This window comes from Nocardiopsis sp. NPDC055551 (assembly GCF_053619415.1).
In genome coordinates, this window is the sequence record NZ_JBSHJJ010000020.1 from 31000 (window position 1) to 49567 (window position 18568).

3 protein-coding genes (1 of these 3 cut by a window edge) are annotated in these 18568 nt (G+C 71.2%); all 3 read left to right on the plus strand.

Annotated elements, in window-relative coordinates; genetic code table 11:
* Tightly spaced (each overlapping or abutting the next), the 3 genes in view from ACWGSK_RS27340 to ACWGSK_RS27350 form a layout consistent with a single transcriptional unit that may run on beyond the window.
* On the plus strand, window positions 1-12798 hold the full coding sequence (locus tag ACWGSK_RS27340) for a type I polyketide synthase (protein WP_452457163.1): 12798 nt from the start codon (window positions 1-3) through the stop codon (window positions 12796-12798).
* Window positions 12795-17450, plus strand: a complete 4656-nt coding sequence (locus ACWGSK_RS27345) for an SDR family NAD(P)-dependent oxidoreductase (RefSeq protein WP_452457164.1) — start codon at window positions 12795-12797, stop codon at window positions 17448-17450. The genes ACWGSK_RS27340 and ACWGSK_RS27345 overlap by 4 nt, the downstream gene beginning before the upstream one ends.
* On the plus strand, window positions 17447-18568 hold the 5' portion of the coding sequence (locus tag ACWGSK_RS27350) for a type I polyketide synthase (protein ID WP_358515627.1). 3747 nt of this gene lie beyond the right edge of the window; only the first 1122 of its 4869 coding nucleotides appear in the window; it begins with the start codon at window positions 17447-17449; its stop codon lies beyond the right edge, outside the window. Before ACWGSK_RS27345 ends, ACWGSK_RS27350 begins: the two co-directional genes overlap by 4 nt.

An 18568-nucleotide genomic window follows, 5' to 3' on the forward strand; every position in this document is an offset into this window, starting at 1 on the left:
ATGGTGCAGCAATTCACGCTCGGCGGATCGGGTTTCCGAAGCGACGAGGCCGGAGACCTCCCGATAGCCGTCGTCGGCATGTCCTGCCGGGCTCCCATGGCGCATGGACCCGATGAACTCTGGTCCCTGATCGGTTCCGGGGTCGAAGCGGTCCGAGAGGTTCCCGAGGGACGTTGGTCCGACGGTCCTGGACTGCCCGGGTTCGTCGCACGGGGCGGCTTCCTGGACGACGTCGAGTCGTTCGACGCACCCTTCTTCGGGATCTCCCCGAGAGAGGCCGCCGAGATGGACCCGCACCAAAGGCTCGCCCTGGAGCTGGTCTGGGAGGCGTTGGAGGACCAGGGAACGGACGTCCGTTCCCTACCCACGACGGGTCTCTACGTGGGGGCGATCGGGGACGACTACGCGGTGCTCCGTGACGCCTCCGGTACCGGAGTGGACGCTCGGCACGCGGTCACCGGTGCGGCGAGGAGCATGATCGCCAACCGCGTCTCCTATGCCATGGGGCTCCGTGGCCCGAGCCTCGTCCTGGACACGGGACAGTCGTCCTCCCTGGTGGCCGTCCACATGGCTTGCGAGAGCCTGCGTTCCGGCCAGTGCGACGTGGCCGTCGCGGGGGGCGTACACCTCAACCTCTCCGGCCGGGGCACCGCTCGTATGGGGGCCTTCGGGGCGCTCTCTCCCGACGGTCGCTGCTACGCCTTCGACGAGAGGGCCAACGGCTTCGTGCGAGGAGAGGGCGGCGGATTCGTCGTGCTGAAGCCCTTCGCCGAGGCGATGGCCGACGGTGACCGGGTCTACGCGGTCCTCGCGGGCAGTGCCATGAACAACGACGGGGGCGGGGGCGGCCTGACGGTGCCCAGCGCGCCCGCGCAGGCGGCGCTGCTCGATTCCGCCTACCGCCGGGCCGGGGTGGAACCGGGGGCGGTCGGATACGTGGAACTGCACGGCACCGGCACCCCCGTCGGAGACCCCATCGAAGCCGCCGCCCTGGGCGAGGCCCTGGGGGCCGCCCAGGAACCGGGCTCACCACTGCTCGTGGGATCGGTCAAGACCAACATCGGTCACCTCGAAGGTGCCGCAGGGATCCTCGGGCTGCTCAAGACCGTTCTGTCGGTCCATCACGAAGCACTCGTCCCCAGTCTCAACTTCTCCCGGCCCAACCCGAGCATCCCCTTGGAAGAGCTCAACCTGAGGGTCGTGACCGAACGCATGCCTTGGCCGGCGCCGCACGTGGCCGGGGTCTCGTCGTTCGGCATGGGCGGGACCAACTGCCACGTCGTCGTCACCGGCGCACCGGGACGGACCGAGACCGTCGAGAGGACCACGGAAGGCCCGCGGACCGTGGCCTGGACGGTCTCGGCCCAGGGCCCGAACGCTCTCAAGGAGCAGGCCCGACGCCTCGTCGATGCCGCTCCCGCGGCGCACCCCTCGGACGTCGGACACTCACTGGCGACCCGGCGCACGGGACTGCCCCATCGGGTGGCGGTCGTGGGCCGGGACCGTGACGAGCTGGCACGGGCACTGGCCGCCTACGTGGACGGCAGACCCGACCAGAACGTCCACCAGGGACGTGTGCGGGAGGGTGGAACGGCCTTCCTCTTCACCGGGCAGGGAGCTCAACGGCCGGGTATGGGGGAGGAACTGCACGCCGCCTTCCCCGTGTTCGCGGACGCCTTCGACCGAACCGTCGCGCTCCTGGATAGCCACCTCGACCGTCCCCTGAAGGACGTGGTCTGGGCCGTCCCTCGCACCGAGGCCGCGGGCCTGCTGCACGAAACCCTGTACACGCAGTGCGGCACCTTCGCCCTTGAAGTCGCCCTCTACCGCCTCTACGAAAGCTGGGGGGTGCGTCCGGGGCACCTGCTGGGTCACTCGATCGGTGAGATCGCGGCCGCGCACGTCGCCGGTGTTTTCGACCTCGCCGACGCCTGTGCGTTGGTCGCCGCCCGCGGCTCCCTCATGCAGGCCCTACCTCGTACCGGCGCGATGGTGTCCTTCCGGGCGTCGGAGGCCGAGGTGGCCCCGTACGTGGCGGAGTGGACGGGGGTCGTGGACATCGCCGCGGTGAACGGTCCGCGCGCGACCGTCGTCGCCGGAGGGGCGGCCGCGGTCGAGGAGATCACGGCGTCGATGAACGCCGACGGTGTCAAGAGCCGCCGGCTGAACGTCAGCCACGCGTTCCACTCACCACTCATCGACCCCATGCTCGCGGACTTCCGCCGGGCCGTGGAGGGCTTGACCCTGCACGAACCCCTGATCCCGGTCGTCTCCAACGTGACCGGTGGCCTCGCCGGTCCGGGGCTGCTGAGCGACCCCGAGTACTGGGTCGGGCACGCCAGGAAGCCGGTCCGTTTCCTGGACGGCGTGCGGGCCCTGGAACAGGCGGGGGTGGTCCGGTGCCTGGAGTTGGGCCCGGACGGCGTGCTCACCGTCGGCGCGAAGGAGTCGTACACCTCCGACGCGGTCTTCCTGCCCGGTCTCCGCCGCGACCGTGAGGAGACCGTCACCGCGGTCGCCGCCCTCGCCGGGTTGCACGTCGACGGCGATCAGGTCGACTGGGACGGCTTCTTCGATGGTGGACATCGGGTGTCGCTACCCCACTACGCCTTCCAGCGCCGACGGTATCCGTTGCCCGAGCCGGTCGCGGGACCGGAGCGGGAGTCTCGCGCCCCCTCCGAGATCCCGGCACCCGAGCCCGTCGAAGCCGACACCGACACCGGTGCCGACACCGACACCCGAGCGCCCGCGATCGACCCACTACCGCTCGTCCTGACGCACGTGGCGGCGTTGTTGGGTTACGAACACCCTGGTGACATCGACCCCCGGACGTCCTTCCAGGACCTGGGGATGAGCTCGCTCACCGCCGTGGAGTTCCGTGACGGGCTCGCCGGTGAGGTCGGGGCGCGACTCCCCGCTTCCCTGGTCTACGACCACCCCACCCCGGAGGCGGTGGCCGCGTACCTGGGGACGGACCGTCGAGACGCGGAGCAGGGCGTCGGTCCGGCGGACCCGTCCGAACCCATCGCGATCGTCTCCATGGCCTGTCGGTTCCCCGGCGGGGCCGACACCCCCGAACGACTCTGGGAGATCGTCCGAGAAGGACGCGACGTGGTCGGGGACTTCCCCACCGACCGCGGATGGGATCTGTCCGCACTCTTCGCGTCGCAGGGAAGGGACGCCGGCACCAGTGCCACCCGCCAGGGCGGGTTCCTGCACGAGGCCACCGACTTCGATCCCGAGTTCTTCGGTATATCCGCCCGAGAGGCGGCGTCGATGGAGCCCCAGCAGCGGTTGTTGCTGGAAACCTCGTGGGAGGCCCTCGAAAGAGCCGGTATCGTCCCGGACTCCCTCCGCGGTGGCGACACCGGTGTCTTCGTCGGAGCCATGCCGCAGAAGTACGGTCCCGAGGAGACGGCGACCACGGAGGACGTCGCCGGGTACCTGCTCACCGGAACCACCACCAGCGTGGCCTCGGGCCGGATCGCCTACACGTTGGGTCTGCAAGGTCCCACGCTGTCGGTCGACACGGCGTGCTCCTCCTCCCTCGTGGCCATCCACCTCGCCGTGCGCGCGCTGCGCGCGGGCGAGTGTGATCGGGCGCTCGCCGGTGGGGCCACCGTCATGTCCGACCCGGGGATCTTCAGCGAGTTCACGCGTCAAGGAGGTCTCTCTCCCAGCGGCAGGTGCCGTCCCTTCTCCTCGGACGCCGACGGCACCGGGTGGGGCGAGGGAGCCGGCATGCTCCTCCTGGAACGTCTGTCCGACGCTCGAAGGCACGGGCACAAGGTGCTGGCCGTCATCCGAGGGACGGCGATCAACCAGGACGGCGCCAGTAACGGACTCACCGCGCCCAACGGCCGAGCACAGAGCCAGGTGATCCGGCGTGCCCTCGCCGACGCGGACCTGACCCCCGCGGACGTCCAGGCGGTGGAGGCACACGGCACCGGAACGGTGCTCGGAGACCCCGTGGAGGCGAACGCCCTCACCGACGCCTACGGAGACGGGTCCGAGGACTCTCCGCTGTGGTTGGGGTCGTTGAAGTCCAACATCGGCCACACACAGGCGGCGGCCGGTGTCGGCGGCGTGATCAAGATGGTCATGGCCATGCGTGGGGGAGTGCTGCCGAGGACACTGCACCTGGAAGAGCCCACACCGCATGTGGAATGGAGCCGGTCACGGCTGCGCCTGCTCGAGGAGGCCCGGCCCTGGGCCGGCACGGACGGACCGCGCAGGGCCGCGGTCTCCTCGTTCGGTATCAGCGGTACCAACGCACACGCCGTGCTGGAGGAGGCTCCGGAGTGGGCCGACGTCTCGGACGGGTCCACGGCCTCCGGACCGGAGACGGTGCCCGTCGCCCTGGCGGCCAGGAACGAGGGGGCGTTGCGTGCGATGGCCGGGAGGCTCCGCGCGCGGATCGCGGAGGAGCCCTCCGACGTCGTCGACCTCGGCGCCACTCTGGCGACGTCCCGTACCGCCTTCTCACACCGGGCCGTGGTGTTCGCGTCCGAAGGTCGAAGCCTCGACGAAGGGCTCGCCGCGCTGGAGGGCGGTGGCGAGCACGTGGACCTGGTCCGGGGCACGGCCCCCGGACGGGCGAGGCGTCCCGTCTTCGTCTTTCCCGGTCAGGGTTCGCAGTGGAAGGGCATGGCACGGGGGCTCTGGGAGACCCATCCGGCCTTCGCCGAGGAACTCCGCGCCTGTTCCGACGCCCTGGGGGAGTTCCTGGACTGGGACGTGGTGGACGTGCTGCTCGGACGACCGGGTGCGCCCTCCCTGACCCGGGTGGACGTGGTCCAGCCCGCGCTGTTCAGCATGATGGTCTCGCTGGCCGCCATCTGGCGTGAGTACGGGGTCGAACCCGCCGCGGTCGTCGGACACTCCCAGGGCGAGGTGGCCGCCGCCTACGTCGCGGGTGCGCTGTCGCTGTCGGACGCCGCCAGGATCGCGGCCCTGCGCAGCCGGGCCTGGTCCCGGCTCGACGGGGCCGGGGCGATGCTGTCCGTCCATCTCCCCGCGGACGAGGTGGGGGAGAGGATCCTGCCATGGGGCGACGCCCTGGCCGTGGCCGCCGTGAACGGACCGGCGTCGACCGGGGTCTCCGGCGACCCCGGGTCGATCGAGGAGTTGTCGGCCGCCCTCACCGCCGAGGGCCACTCGGCGCGCAGGATCCCAGAGGTCAACGTCGCGGGGCACTCTCCGCAGGTCGAGGTACTGCGCGAACAGATGCTCGCGGACCTGGAACCGGTACGACCCCGGGCCTCCCGCGTCCCCTTCTACTCGACCGTCACCGGCGGTGCGCTCCCGACCGAAGAGCTCGACACCGTCTACTGGTACCGCAACCTCCGGGAACCGGTGCGCTTCCACGACGCGATCACGACGCTCCTCGACGCGGGCCACGAGGCCTTCCTGGAATCCGCTCCGCACCCGGTGCTCGCTTCCGCCCTGAGGGAGACCTTCGAGGAGCACGGTCGCCCGGCCGTCCCGCTGGCCACACTCGCCCGTAACAAGGGCGGCGGCGACCGCTTCCTGCGGGCCGTGGGAGAAGCGCACGCGAACGGGGTCGTCGTCGACTGGGAGCGCGTCCTGGGGAACAGGCCCCCGGTGGACCTTCCCACGTACCCCTTCCAACGCAGGAGGCTCTGGCTCGGCAGGGCCCGAGGGAACGCGGATGTGGCCGCGGTCGGACTGGACCGGCGGAATCACCCCGTGATCAGCGCGTCCACGGAGCTTCCGGACGCCGGCGGACACATGTTCCTCGGCCGACTCGGCCCACAGGACTCGCCCTGGCTCACCGACCACCGGATCGGGGAGACCGCGGTCGCGCCCCCCGAGTTCTTCCTGGAACTGGCCATGTACGCGGCCGGCGAGGTGAACCGTGACGTCATCGACGAGCTGTCCCTGGAAAATCCGCTGGTGGTACCCGAGAACGGCGGTACGGCGGTCCGGGTCGTCGTCGAACCCCCGGATGAGGAGGGGCGCAGGGTCCTGCGCGCCTTCTCCAGGCCCGAATCGCACGGACGCGACTGGACGCTGAACGCTCGGGGCGTACTCGGTGCGGGTGAGCCCACGGCCCCGCAACACGTCATACGCCCCAACGGGTCCCCGGTCGACCCCGAGAACCTGTACACGACGCTCGCCCGCCGTGGACTCGGCTTGGGCCCCGCGATGCGCACGTTGACGCATGTACGTCGGGACGGTCACGACGTCTACGCCGAGTGCTCCCTGGACCGTGCCGGTGAGTCGGTGGACGCGTCCGGGGGGTACACCCTCCACCCGGCGTTGCTCACGGCCGGGTCGCGGGCCGCGCACTCCGACGGCTCCGGAACGGTCGCCACGGTATGGCGGGGCGTGGAGGTCCACGCCGTCGCCGCGCGACGTCTGACCCTGCGCCTGACCGAGACCGGCCCGAACCGGTTCCGTGTCCTCGCCGTCGATTCCCAGGGCGACCCGGTTCTCACCGTGGAGGAGGTCCGGCTCGAAGAACCCTCGCCCGAGTGGAGTCGACCGCTCGCCGAGAGGGCCCCCGAACAGCTCTACCGGGTCGCCTGGACGCCCCGTTCCGGCACCGCCGCCGCTCCGGGCACGGAGGAACCCGAACTCCTGCGCCCGGCCCCGGTCGAGGGCTCTTCCGACATGGCCTCAGCGACACGTACGGTCCTGACGGAGGTCTTGGGGACCCTCCGGGAAGGGCTGGCGCAGGACCGTCTGATCGCGGTCGTCACCCGAGGGGCCGTTCCGACCTGCGAGGGCGACCCGGTCGACCCCGTCGGCTCGGCGGTCAGGGGACTCGTCCGCTCGGCACAGGCCGAGCACCCCGGCCGTCTGCTGCTCGTGGACATCGACGACTCTCCCGAGTCGGAGGCCGCACTCCACGCGGCCCTGGGTTCGGGCGAGCCCGAGTTCGCCCTCCGTCGGGGGTCCGTGCTGGTGCCGCGGCTGGAACCGGTGGCCGCGGCCACCGAGCCGGTGCCGCGGACCGAGGGCACCGTACTGGTCACGGGTGCTTCGGGCACCCTGGGCCGACTGGTCTGCCGACACCTGGTGCACACCCACGGGGTACGGAGCCTGCTGCTGTTGAGCCGGCGCGGGGCCGACGCCCCGGGCGCCGCCGACCTGACCGAGGAGTTGACGCGGGCCGGCGCCCAGGTGCGTTGGGAGGCCTGTGACGCGGCGGACCGGGATCGGCTGTCCGAGGCGTTGGCCTCGGTCCCCGAGGACGCGCCGCTCACGGGGGTCGTCCACGCCGCGGGGATCCTCGACGACGCGGTCTTCACCTCCTTGACCTCGGAGCGGTTGGAGCGTGTCCTGCGGCCGAAGACGGACGCGGCGGTCAACCTGCACGAGTTGACCGCGGACCATCCGATCTCCCTGTTCGTGCTCTACTCCTCCGTCATGGCCGTCCTGGGTGGTCCGGGCCAGGCCAACTACGCCGCGGCGAACGCCTTCCTCGACGGCCTGGCCGCCCACCGCAGGTCCCTGGGCCTACCGGCGACCTCGTTGGGTTGGGGGTACTGGGACCAGCGCAGCGGGATGAGCGGCCACCTCTCCGAAGCGGACCTCGCGCGGATGGCCCGCTCCGGGATGCTGCCGCTGGCCACGGAGGAGGCCCTCGCCCTCTTCGACTCCGCCGTGGGGACCGGTGCGGCCCACACCCTCCCGGTACGCCTCGATTCGAGCGCACTGGGAGTACTCGCGGGGGAGGGGACCCTTCCTTCGCTCTTCCGCTCCCTGGTCGGGCGTCGTGCCGCCGCCTCCGTCGGAGCCGGCGCGGATCCGGATCCGCTGACCGAACGCCTGTCGCGAATGCCGGCGGACGAGCGTGAGGGTGCGCTCCTCGACCTGGTCCGCGAACACGCCGCCGTCGTGGTCGCCGCACCGGAACCGGGGGCGATCGACGCCGACGGAGCCTTCAAGGAGATCGGCTTCGACTCCCTGATGTCGGTCGAACTGCGCAACCGTCTGAACAATGCGACAGGGCTGCGCACGCCGACCACGCTCCTCTTCGATCGGCCCACCCCGAGGGAGGTGGCCCGGGACCTGGCGACCCGTCTGTTCGGGGATCGGGTCGGGAGCACCCGGACCGAAGCACGCTCCGTGCTCCCCGCCGACCAGGACGATCCCATCGCCGTGGTGGCCGTCGGCTGCCGCCTCCCCGGCGGGGTACGCGGACCGGAGGACCTCTGGAACGTACTCCGGGACGGAGAGGACACGATCTCGGACTTCCCGGCCGACCGCGGTTGGCCGACGGACCTCTACGACCCGGACCCCGACAGCAGGGGCAAGTCCCGAGTGCGATCGGGCGGGTTCGTCTATGACGCACCGGACTTCGACGCCGAGTTCTTCGGTATCTCCCCGCGGGAGGCGCTGGCCATGGACCCCCAACAGCGCATGCTGCTGGAGGTCTCCTGGGAAGCGGTGGAACGCGCGGGCATCCCCCGGAGCGCCTTGAAGGAGGAACCGGTCGGGGTCTTCGTGGGGACCAACATGCAGGACTACGCCGCGGACGGCAGGCAGGTCCCGGAAGAGGTCGAGGGCTACCTGTTGACCGGGCGGTCACAGAGCGTGGTCTCCGGCCGGGTCGCCTACTCGCTCGGGGCGGAGGGCCCGGCGGTCACCATCGACACGGCGTGCTCCTCCTCCCTGGTGGCGATGCACATGGCGGCCCAGTCGCTCCGTAGGGGCGAGTGCTCGCTCGCTCTGGCCGGAGGCGTCACCGTGATGTCCCGCCCGCTCCTGTTCGTCGAGTTCAGCAGGCAGCGCGGACTGGCTCCGGACGGCAGGTGCAAGACCTTCTCGTCGGCCGCGGACGGCACCGGCTGGTCCGAAGGGGCCGCCCTGGTCGTGCTGGAACGGTTGTCCGACGCCCGCCGTAAGGGGCACCAGGTGCTGGGGCTGCTCAGATCCAGCGCGGTCAACCAGGACGGCGCGAGCAACGGTCTGACCGCGCCCAACGGGCCCGCGCAGCAACGCGTGATCCGGCGGGCCCTGGACGAGGCCGGACTGGAGTCGGCCGACGTCGATTTCGTCGAGTCGCACGGTACGGGCACCGTGCTCGGTGACCCCATCGAGGCACAGGCGATCCTGGAGACCTACGGGCAGGACCGCCCTCCGGAGAGGCCGGTCCTGGTCGGCGCCATGAAGAGCAACTTCGGCCACACCCAGGCCGCCGCCGGGGCGGCGGGGGTCATCAAGGCGCTCATGGCGATGCGTCACGAGGAACTGCCCCCGAACCTGCACTGTGAGAACCCCTCCGAGCACGTGGACTGGGACACCGGGGCCGTGCGTCTGCTGGACTCCTCCACGCCCTGGAATCGCCGTGAGGACGGCGGACCCCGGCGCGCGGGTGTCTCGGCCTTCGGTATCAGCGGCACCAACGCCCACGTGATCATCGAGGAGCCGCCGACCCCGATCCCGACCGAGGTCGAGGGACCCGAAGCCTCCGAAGGCCATGGGGAACAGGGGCCGCCGTTCGCGTGGCCGCTCTCGGCGCGCTCCGCCGCGGCCCTGCGCGCCCAGGCCGCATCGCTGCACGCCCACGTGGTGGCTCGTCCCGGCCTGGACGCGGCGGACGTGGGCCACACCCTGGCGGTCGGCCGGAGCGGTTTCGAACACCGGGCGGTCGCCGTCGGTGACGATCGCGACGCCCTTCTGGCCGCATTGCGTGAGATCGCGGAGGGGGGCGAACCGTCGTCGGGCAAGGGGGACGCGGGCGGAACGGCCTTCCTCTTCACGGGACAGGGAGCCCAGCGCGCGGGTATGGGCAGGAGACTGCACGCGAGGTTCCCCGCGTTCGCCGAGGCGTTCGACGCCGTCTGTGCCGAGTGCGACCCCCTTCTCGGCCGTTCACTTCGCGAGATCGTGTTCGCCGAGGCGGAGCACGCGGACCCGGAGACGTTGAACCGCACCGAGTTCGCCCAACCGGCCCTCTTCGCGTTCGAAGTGGCCCTCTACCGGCTGCTGACCGGCCTGGGCCTGAAACCCAAGGCGCTGATCGGGCACTCGATCGGAGAGTTGGCGGCGGCCCACGTCGCGGGTGTCTGGTCGCTCCGTGACGCGTGCGCGCTGGTGGTCGCCCGGGGCCGGCTCATGCAGCGGTTGCCCGAGGGCGGTGCGATGGTCGCGGTGAGCGCGCCCCGAGAACAGGTGCTCGCCGCGATCGAGGAACACGGAGGGGCGGTGTCCCTGGCCGCGGTCAACGGTCCCCGATCCTGCGTGATCTCGGGTGCCGTGGACGCGGTGGACGAGGTCGTGGCGGCGCTTCCGGGCAGGTCGAAGCGGTTGACGGTCAGTCACGCCTTCCATTCACCCCTGATCGAACCCGTCCTGGACGAGTTCAGGGCGGTCGCCGAGCGGATCGACTACCGAGAACCGACGGTTCCCGTGGTCTCGAACGTCACCGGGGCCTGGGCGCACGGTGAGCTGACCGACCCCGAGTACTGGGTGGCCCACGCCCGGCAGGCCGTGCTCTTCCACGACGGCATCGGGGAACTGCGTGCCTCCGGCGTGCGCCGTTTCCTGGAGGTGGGTCCCGCCGGGATCCTGACCGCCGCCGTGAGAGAGGGGCAGGACGAGGACGTCGTCGCCGTCCCCGCCCAACGGAGCGGCGCTCCGGAGACGGAGGCGTTCGCCTCCGCGCTGGCCCTCTTGTACGCCCAGGGGGAGACGGTCGACTGGTCCGCGTGGAATCGGGGAAGACGCCTGGTCGAGCTTCCGACCTATCCGTTCCAGCGCCGGCGCTACTGGCTGGAGGACCGGGTCCGGCCGACCCCGGCCGACCCCGGAGAGCACGAGTTCTGGAGCGCGGTGGAGAACCGGGACTCCGAGGGGATCAGAAGCCTCCTCGGGTTGGACGCCGACGTGACCTTCGACGGAGTACTCCCCGCCCTCGCCCGGTGGTACCGGAAGGATCGGGGCATCTCGTCGGACACGGGGCCGGGTTACCGCCTCGCCTGGCGGCCCGCGGTCCGATCCCGGGGCGCCCTGGCCGACAGGTGGCTGCTGTTCACCCCGGACGGGCGGGAACCCTCCGACGCCGACGTACTGGCCGGGGCCCTGCGCGCACGCGGCGCCGAGGTCGTCGAGGTCGAGGTCGACACGGTCGACTGCTCCCGGCCCTCGCTCCGTGAGGCGGTGCGCCGGCACACCGGGGACGACCTTCCGGCGGTCTCCGGTGTCGTCTCTCTCCTGGGCCGGGACGAGCGTCCCCACGCGCAAGCACCCGGGATCGCCGCCGGATTGGCCGCCAACATCCATCTGCTCCAGGCACTGGAGGACACGCTCACCGGTGTGCCGCTGTGGATGGTCACCAATGACGCCGTCGCGGTGCGTCCCGACGACGGCCCGGTACGGCCGGCACAGTCGGCGATCTGGGGAATGGGGCGTTCCCTGGGACTTGAACACCCGGATCGTCTCGGCGGACTGGTGGACCTCCCGACACACGTGGACGACCGTTCGGCCGAGGCCTTCGTCGACATTCTGAGCAGGACGGACGCCGAAGACCAGGCCGCCGTCCGATCGGGCGCGGTGTCCGTCCCCCGCGTCGTTTGCGCCCCCGCGCGCACCTCCGAGGAATGGCGGACCAGCGGCACCGCCCTGGTCACCGGCGGCAGCGGTGGGATCGCGGCGCACCTGGCCCGATGGCTGGGCGAGCGCGGAGCCGAGCACATCGTCCTGTTGAGCAGAGGAGGGGGAGAACCCGACGGGGTGGACGACGTCCGTGCACTCGGGGTGCGGGTGACCGCTCTGGCGTGCGATGTCGCGGACCAGGCCGCCCTCGCCGCGGCCGTCAAGGACGTGGAGTCCGGGAGCGGTCCGGTGCGGTCGGTCCTGCACAGCGCGGGCGTCGTCCGGTTCGCACCCTTGGCGGGTACGAGCCTGGACGAGGTGGCCGAGTGCGCGTCGGGCAAGGCGCTCGGCGCGCTCAACCTGGATCGCGTCCTCGGAGACCGCGACCTCGATGCCTTCGTCCTCTTCTCCTCCGTCGCGGCGGTCTGGGGCAGCGGTTCCCAGGGTGCCTACGCCGCGGCCAACGCCTACCTGGACGGGTTGGCGCAGAACCGGCGGAGCCGGGGCCTGAGAGCGACCTCCGTCGCCTGGGGGCCCTGGGGCGGCGGGGGCATGGCGCGGATCAACGGCGTCGACGAGCACCTGACCCGTCGGGGACTACGCCCGATGGACCCCGATACGGCTCTGGGCGCGCTCGCCCACGCGGTGACGCGAACCGACCCGTGCGTGGTCGTCGCCGACGTCGACTGGGAACGTCTCTCGGTCGGATACACCGCTGAGCGCACACGACCCCTGCTCGACGAACTCGGCTACGCGCAGGGGCCGGGTGAGGAGGAACGGACCGACACCGGGACCGAGGCGCAGGAGCACGACGGTTTCGCCGAACGGGTGAGGACACTGTCGTCCTCCGAACGCCGACGCGTTCTGCTGACCCTGGTGCGGGAAGAGACCGCGCGCATTCTCGGCCATCCCTCCCTGGACGCCGTGACCCCGTCCCGTGCCTTCCAGGAGGCCGGGTTCGACTCCCTCATGGTGGTCGAACTCCGGACCCGGCTCAGGGCGCGGACGGGTCTGCGGGTGAGCGCCGCCACCATCTTCGACCACCCCGACCCGCGGGCTCTGGCGGAGTACCTGGCCGACCGACTCGCCGAGGGCCCGAACGATCGCGCGGCCGACGAAGCGGGCTCGGTGAACGAAACGGATTCCGAGTCGGCCGTCGGCCGGTACATCGAGTCCTCGAACGCGGACGACCTGTTCGATTTCATCGACAAGGAGCTTGGGGCACCATGAGCGACGAGAGACTGCTCGCCTACCTCAAGAAGGTCACCGGCGAGCTGCACAAGGCCCGACAACGCCTACAGCAGATGCCATCGGACGAGCCGATCGCGGTCGTGTCCGCCGGCTGCCGCCTGCCGGGTGAGGTCGACTCACCGGAGGACTTCTGGGATCTGCTGTCCACGGGATCCGACGCGATATCGGGGTTTCCCACCGACCGGGGCTGGCCCACCGACATCCACTCCAGCGACCCCGAGGAACACGGCCGGACCTACACCGACCGCGGCGGTTTCCTCCGAGGCGCGGCCGAGTTCGACCCCGAGGCCTTCGGGATCTCGCCGCGTGAAGCCACGGCGATGGACCCCCAACAGCGCCTTCTCCTCGAACTGGCGTGGGAGACGTTCGAGCGCGCCGGAATAGCCCCCTCGTCGCTTCGGGGAACCCCCACCGGAGTGTTCGTCGGGGGGTGTTCCTTCCACTACGAGGGCGACCTCGTCGACACCCCCGAGGAGCTCGCCGGGCACCTGCTCACCGGCAACGTGACCAGCGTTCTCTCCGGACGCGTCAGCTACACCTTCGGTCTGGAGGGGCCGGCGGTCACCCTGGACACCGGATGTTCCTCGGCGCTGGTCGCGATGCACCTCGCCGCGCGGTCACTGCGCTCGGGCGAATGCTCCATGGCGCTGGCCGGGGGCGCCGCCGTGATGTCGACCCCCGGTGTCTTCGTCGAGTTCAGCAGGCAGCGCGGACTCTCCCCGGACGGCCGATGCAGGTCCTTCGCCGCGGGAGCGGACGGCACCGGTTGGTCGGAGGGGGGCGGTCTGGTGCTCCTTGAGCGGTTGTCCGACGCCGTCGCCGCCGGGCACCCCGTCCTCGGAATCCTGAAGGGGACCGCCGTCAACCAGGACGGAGCGAGTAACGGCCTCACCGCCCCGAGCGGACGCTCGCAACAGCGGGTCATACGGGCGGCTCTCACCGACGCCGGGTTGGCGCCCGAGGACGTCGACGCCGTCGAAGGACACGGCACCGGAACGGTCCTGGGGGATCCCATCGAGGCCAACGCGCTCATCGAGACCTATGGGCGCGGCCGCGACGCGGGGAACCCGCTGCTGCTCGGATCGGTCAAGTCCAACATCGGACACACGCAGGCCGCGGCAGGGGCGGCGGGCGTGATCAAGATGTTGCTCGCCCTGGAGCGGGGTCACCTGCCCCGATCCCTGCACATCGACACCCCCACCTCCGAGGTGGAGTGGGAGGGGAGCGGCATCGACCTGCTCACCGAGTCGGTCGAGTGGCGACGGGGGGAACGACCCCGCCGCGCGGGCGTCTCCGCGTTCGGGGTCAGTGGGACCAACGCACACGTGATCCTGGAGGAGGCCCCCGAACTCGAACCCGCCCTCGAACCGGAGACGGACGACGTCGGTACGTCCCAGGGGCCGACGCCCTGGGTACTGTCCGCCCGCACCCCCCAGGCCTTGCGGGCGCAGGCGGGCCGGTTGCGGGACCGCTTCGCGCGCGGCGACGAGGACGTCCGGGACATCGGTTACTCGCTGGCGACGACCCGCAGCTCGTATGAACACCGGGCCGTCCTCGTCGGTCGGGGGAAAGAGGAACTCCTCCTCGGGCTGGAGGGCCTGGAGACCGGAGCGATCTCGCCCGACCTCGTCACCGGTACCGCGAACGAGTCGCTCGCCCCGGTCTTCGTCTTCCCCGGCCAGGGATCGCAGTGGTCGGGTATGGCCAGGGACCTGATGGAGTCGTCGCCGGTCTTCCGTAAACGGGTGGAGGAGTGCGCCGACGCCTTCTCCGGGCTCGTGGAGCGTTCGCCCCTGGACGTGCTGTGCGCGGACCCCGGCCGAGCGATGGAGGACCGGGTCGACGTGGTCCAGCCCGCCCTGTTCTCCGTCATGGTCGGGCTGGCGGAGCTCTGGCGTGCCTACGGGGTCGAGCCCGCCGCGGTGATCGGGCACTCCCAGGGTGAGATCGCCGCGGCGTGCGTTTCCGGCGCGCTCACCCTCCGGGAGGCGGCTCGTGTCGTGGCCGTCCGGGCCCTGGCCCTGCGGAACCTGTCCGGCCACGGAGGAATGCTCTCCCTGGGGCTTTCCGCGAAGGACACCGAAGCCCTGATCGGCCGAGCCGGCACGGGCCTGTCACTCGCCGCGGTGAACAGCCCCACGGACACGGTCGTGTCCGGAGACCCCCGGGCCCTCGAAAGGCTGCGCGTTCTCGCCGAGGGACGCGGCGCCCGAGCCCGAATGGTGCCGGTGGACTACGCCTCGCACTCACCCCAGGTCGAAAGCGTGCGCGAACACCTGCTGGAGCGGCTCGGCCGCATCGGCCCGACCGTGTCCGAAGTACCGATCATCTCGACGGTGACAGGGGAGCGCCTGGACACCGAGACGATGGACGCCGGCTACTGGTACGACAACCTGCGCGGCACGGTGAACCTGGAGGGGGCGGTCGAGACCGCCCACCGTGACGGCCACCGGATGTTCGTCGAGATCAGCCCGCACCCGGTGCTCACCCTGCCCGTGCAGAAGATCCTTCCGGAGGCCGCCGTTCTGGGCACCCTCCAACGGGGGGAGGACGGCAACCGGTCCTTCTTGTTGTCACTGGCCGGGGCCCACACCGCGGGCGCCGACGTCGACTGGTCCGCCGCCTTCGACGTCACGCGGGCCGACCGACTCCCGCTCCCGACCTATGCCTTCCAGCGGCGCAGGTTCTGGATGCCCCCGCGCCGTCCCGCCACCTCCGAGTTCGGCAGGATCCTCGACAACCGGCACTACCGGCCGCGATGGACGGCGGTTTCGGCACTCTCCGGTTCTCCCACGGGCCGGTGGCTGCTGGTGGCCGGCCACGACACCGACACCGCTTCGCCGGCCGACGCGCTGACGAGGGCCGGAGCGGAACCGACGAGGGTGGAGTTCGATCCCGCCCAGGGGAGTGGACCACTCGCCGCGCGGCTACGCGAGATCGCCGCCGAACACCCCGTCGGCGGAGTTCTCTTCCTGCCCGGCACGTCGGACGGATACGAGGGCGAGGTCCCGGTTCCCGTCCAGGCCGCGGTCTCCGTTCACCGGGCCCACTCGGAGGCGGGCCTCACCGCTCCTCTGTGGTACCTCACCAGCGGGGCCGTATCGGTGTCCGGGGAGGAGACGAACCCGGTGCGGACCGCGCTCTGGGGCCTGGGGGTGTCCTTGGGCGCCGAGCGCCCGGACACGTGGGGCGGGACGGTGGATCTGCCCGATCGGCCGGAGCCCGGAGAGTGGGACCGCGCTGTCGCCGTCCTGGCCCAGAGCGAGGAGCGGCAGTGCGCCGTGCGCCGATCGGGCACGTTCGTCCGGCGTCTGTCGTCCCACCCCGAGGGCACGGTGACGCCGTGGAGCCCGGAGGGGACCGTGCTCGTGACCGGCGGCCTCGGCGGTGTCGGCGCTCAGGTGGCCCGTTCGCTGGCCAGGGACGGAGCCGAGCACCTCGTCCTCGTGGGCCGACGCGGCATGGACTCCCCGGGCGCACCGCGGCTACGGGAGGAACTGACCGAACTGGGGGCGCGGGTCACCATCGAGGCCTGTGACGCCTCCGACCGGGACGCGCTGGACGCGGTCCTCGCGGCCATCCCCGAGGAACGGCCGCTGACGGCGGTGATCCACGCCGCCGGAGTCCTGGACCCGGCGACCGCGGACAACCTCGGCCACCGGCAGTTGGAAAGTGTGCTCCGGGCCAAGGCCACCTCCGCGCGCCACCTGCACGGACTCACCCGGGACCTACCACTGTCCGCCTTCGTCATGTTCTCCTCGATCGGCGCCCTGTTCGGCACCGCCGGACAGGCGAACTACACGGCGGCCAACGCCTACCTCGATGGACTGGCCGCGCATCGGCACTCCCTCGGTCTGCCCGCCACGTCCGTCGCTTGGACGGTCTGGAGCGACTCGGGAATGGTCGACGCCCGAACGGAGCGGTGGTTCGGGGAACGCGGCGCGCACCCGATGTCCTCCGAAGCCGCCTACGAAGCGATGTGCGGGGTCGTCGGCTCGGGTGACCCGCTCGCGGTCGTCGGCGACATCGACTGGAACCGATTCGCCGCCCCCGGCGGCGTGGTCGAGCCCACACCGATCCTCGACGACCTCGTCGAAAGCGACCGGACCCAGGACGACGACCTCGCCGGATCGGTGGCCTCGCTCCCACGCGAGGAGGCCCTGGCGGAACTGGGCCGACGGGTCGCGGATGCGGCGGCGGCCGTGCTGGGACACGACGGGACCGACGTCGTCGTCAGGACCGGTCAGCTCAAGAACCTCGGTTTCGACTCGGTGACATCGGTGGGCCTGCGCAACCGACTCGCGGCGATGACCGGCCTCCGGTTGCCGGTCACGCTGGCCTTCGACCACCCCTCCGTGGACGCCATCGCCGAGCACCTCTACGAACGGTTCGCACCGGATCCCTCGGGCGCGGCCGTGGCCGAACTGGAACGGCTGGAACACCTGATGGAGGCGGACGGCGACGACCGGGTCCGATCCGCGGTGGTGGAACGCATGCGTTCGCTGCTCTGGAGGTGGGACCGCCAGGGAACGGACACCGCCGGGGAGACGGCGGGCGACGCCGACGAACTGCGAGACGTCACCGACGAGGAGATGTTCGAGTTGCTCGACAACGAACTGGGAAGCGCATGACTGCCAACGAGAGCAAGTTGCGGGACTACCTGAAACTCACCACCGCCGAGCTCAGGACCGTCCGTCGGCGTCTGCGCGAGGTGGAGGAAGGCGCGTCCGAGCCGATCGCGATCGTCGGTATGGCCTGCCGATTCCCCGGTGGTGTCCGGTCTCCCGAGGACCTGTGGGACGTGGTCGAGTCCGGCAGGGACGTCGTGACCTCCTTCCCCGCGGACCGCGGGTGGGACCTGGAGGGTGTCTTCGACCCTTCGGGGAGCCGCGAGGGGACCACGTACTGCGACCAGGGCGGCTTCCTGGAGGACGTGGCGCTCTTCGACGCCGGGTTCTTCGGGATCTCTCCGCGTGAGGCCACCTCCATGGACCCGCAGCAACGGCTCTTCCTCGAAACCTGCTGGGAATCCCTGGAACGGGCGAGGATCGTGCCGGAGAACCTCCGGGGAAGTCGAACCGGCGTCTACCTGGGAGCCACCGACCACGACTACGGCAGCGACGTGCGTCCCGCCCCGGAGAAGCTGCGCGGAAACCTGATGATCGGTCGCTCCGGGGCGGTGACCGCGGGCCGGGTCTCCTACACCCTCGGGTTGGAGGGGCCCGCCCTCACGATCGACACCATGTGCTCCTCGTCCCTGGTCGCCCTGCACACGGCGGTCGCCGCCCTGAGAAGGGGCGACTGCGACCTGGCGCTCACCGGCGGCACCACGGTCATGTCCACTCCGGAGGGGTTCATCGAGTTCAGCGCCCAGGGGGCGCTCTCCCCCGACGGTCGCTGCCGGTCCTTCGGGGCCGACGCCAACGGAACCGGCTGGTGTGAGGGCATCGGCACGGTGGTACTGGAGAAGCTCGGCGACGCCCGCCGTAACGGCCACCCCGTACTCGCGCTGGTCCTCGGTGGCGCGGTGAACCAGGACGGGGCCAGTAACGGCCTGACCGCGCCCAATGGGGAGGCGCAGCGCCAGGTGATCAAGCAGGCACTGCGCGACTCCAGGGTCACCGCGGACGAGGTCGACCTGGTCGAGGCGCACGGTACCGGGACCACGCTCGGCGACCCCATCGAAGCGCATGCGCTGCTGTCCACCTACGGGCAAGGACGTCCGGAGGACGGGCAGCCGCTGTGGCTG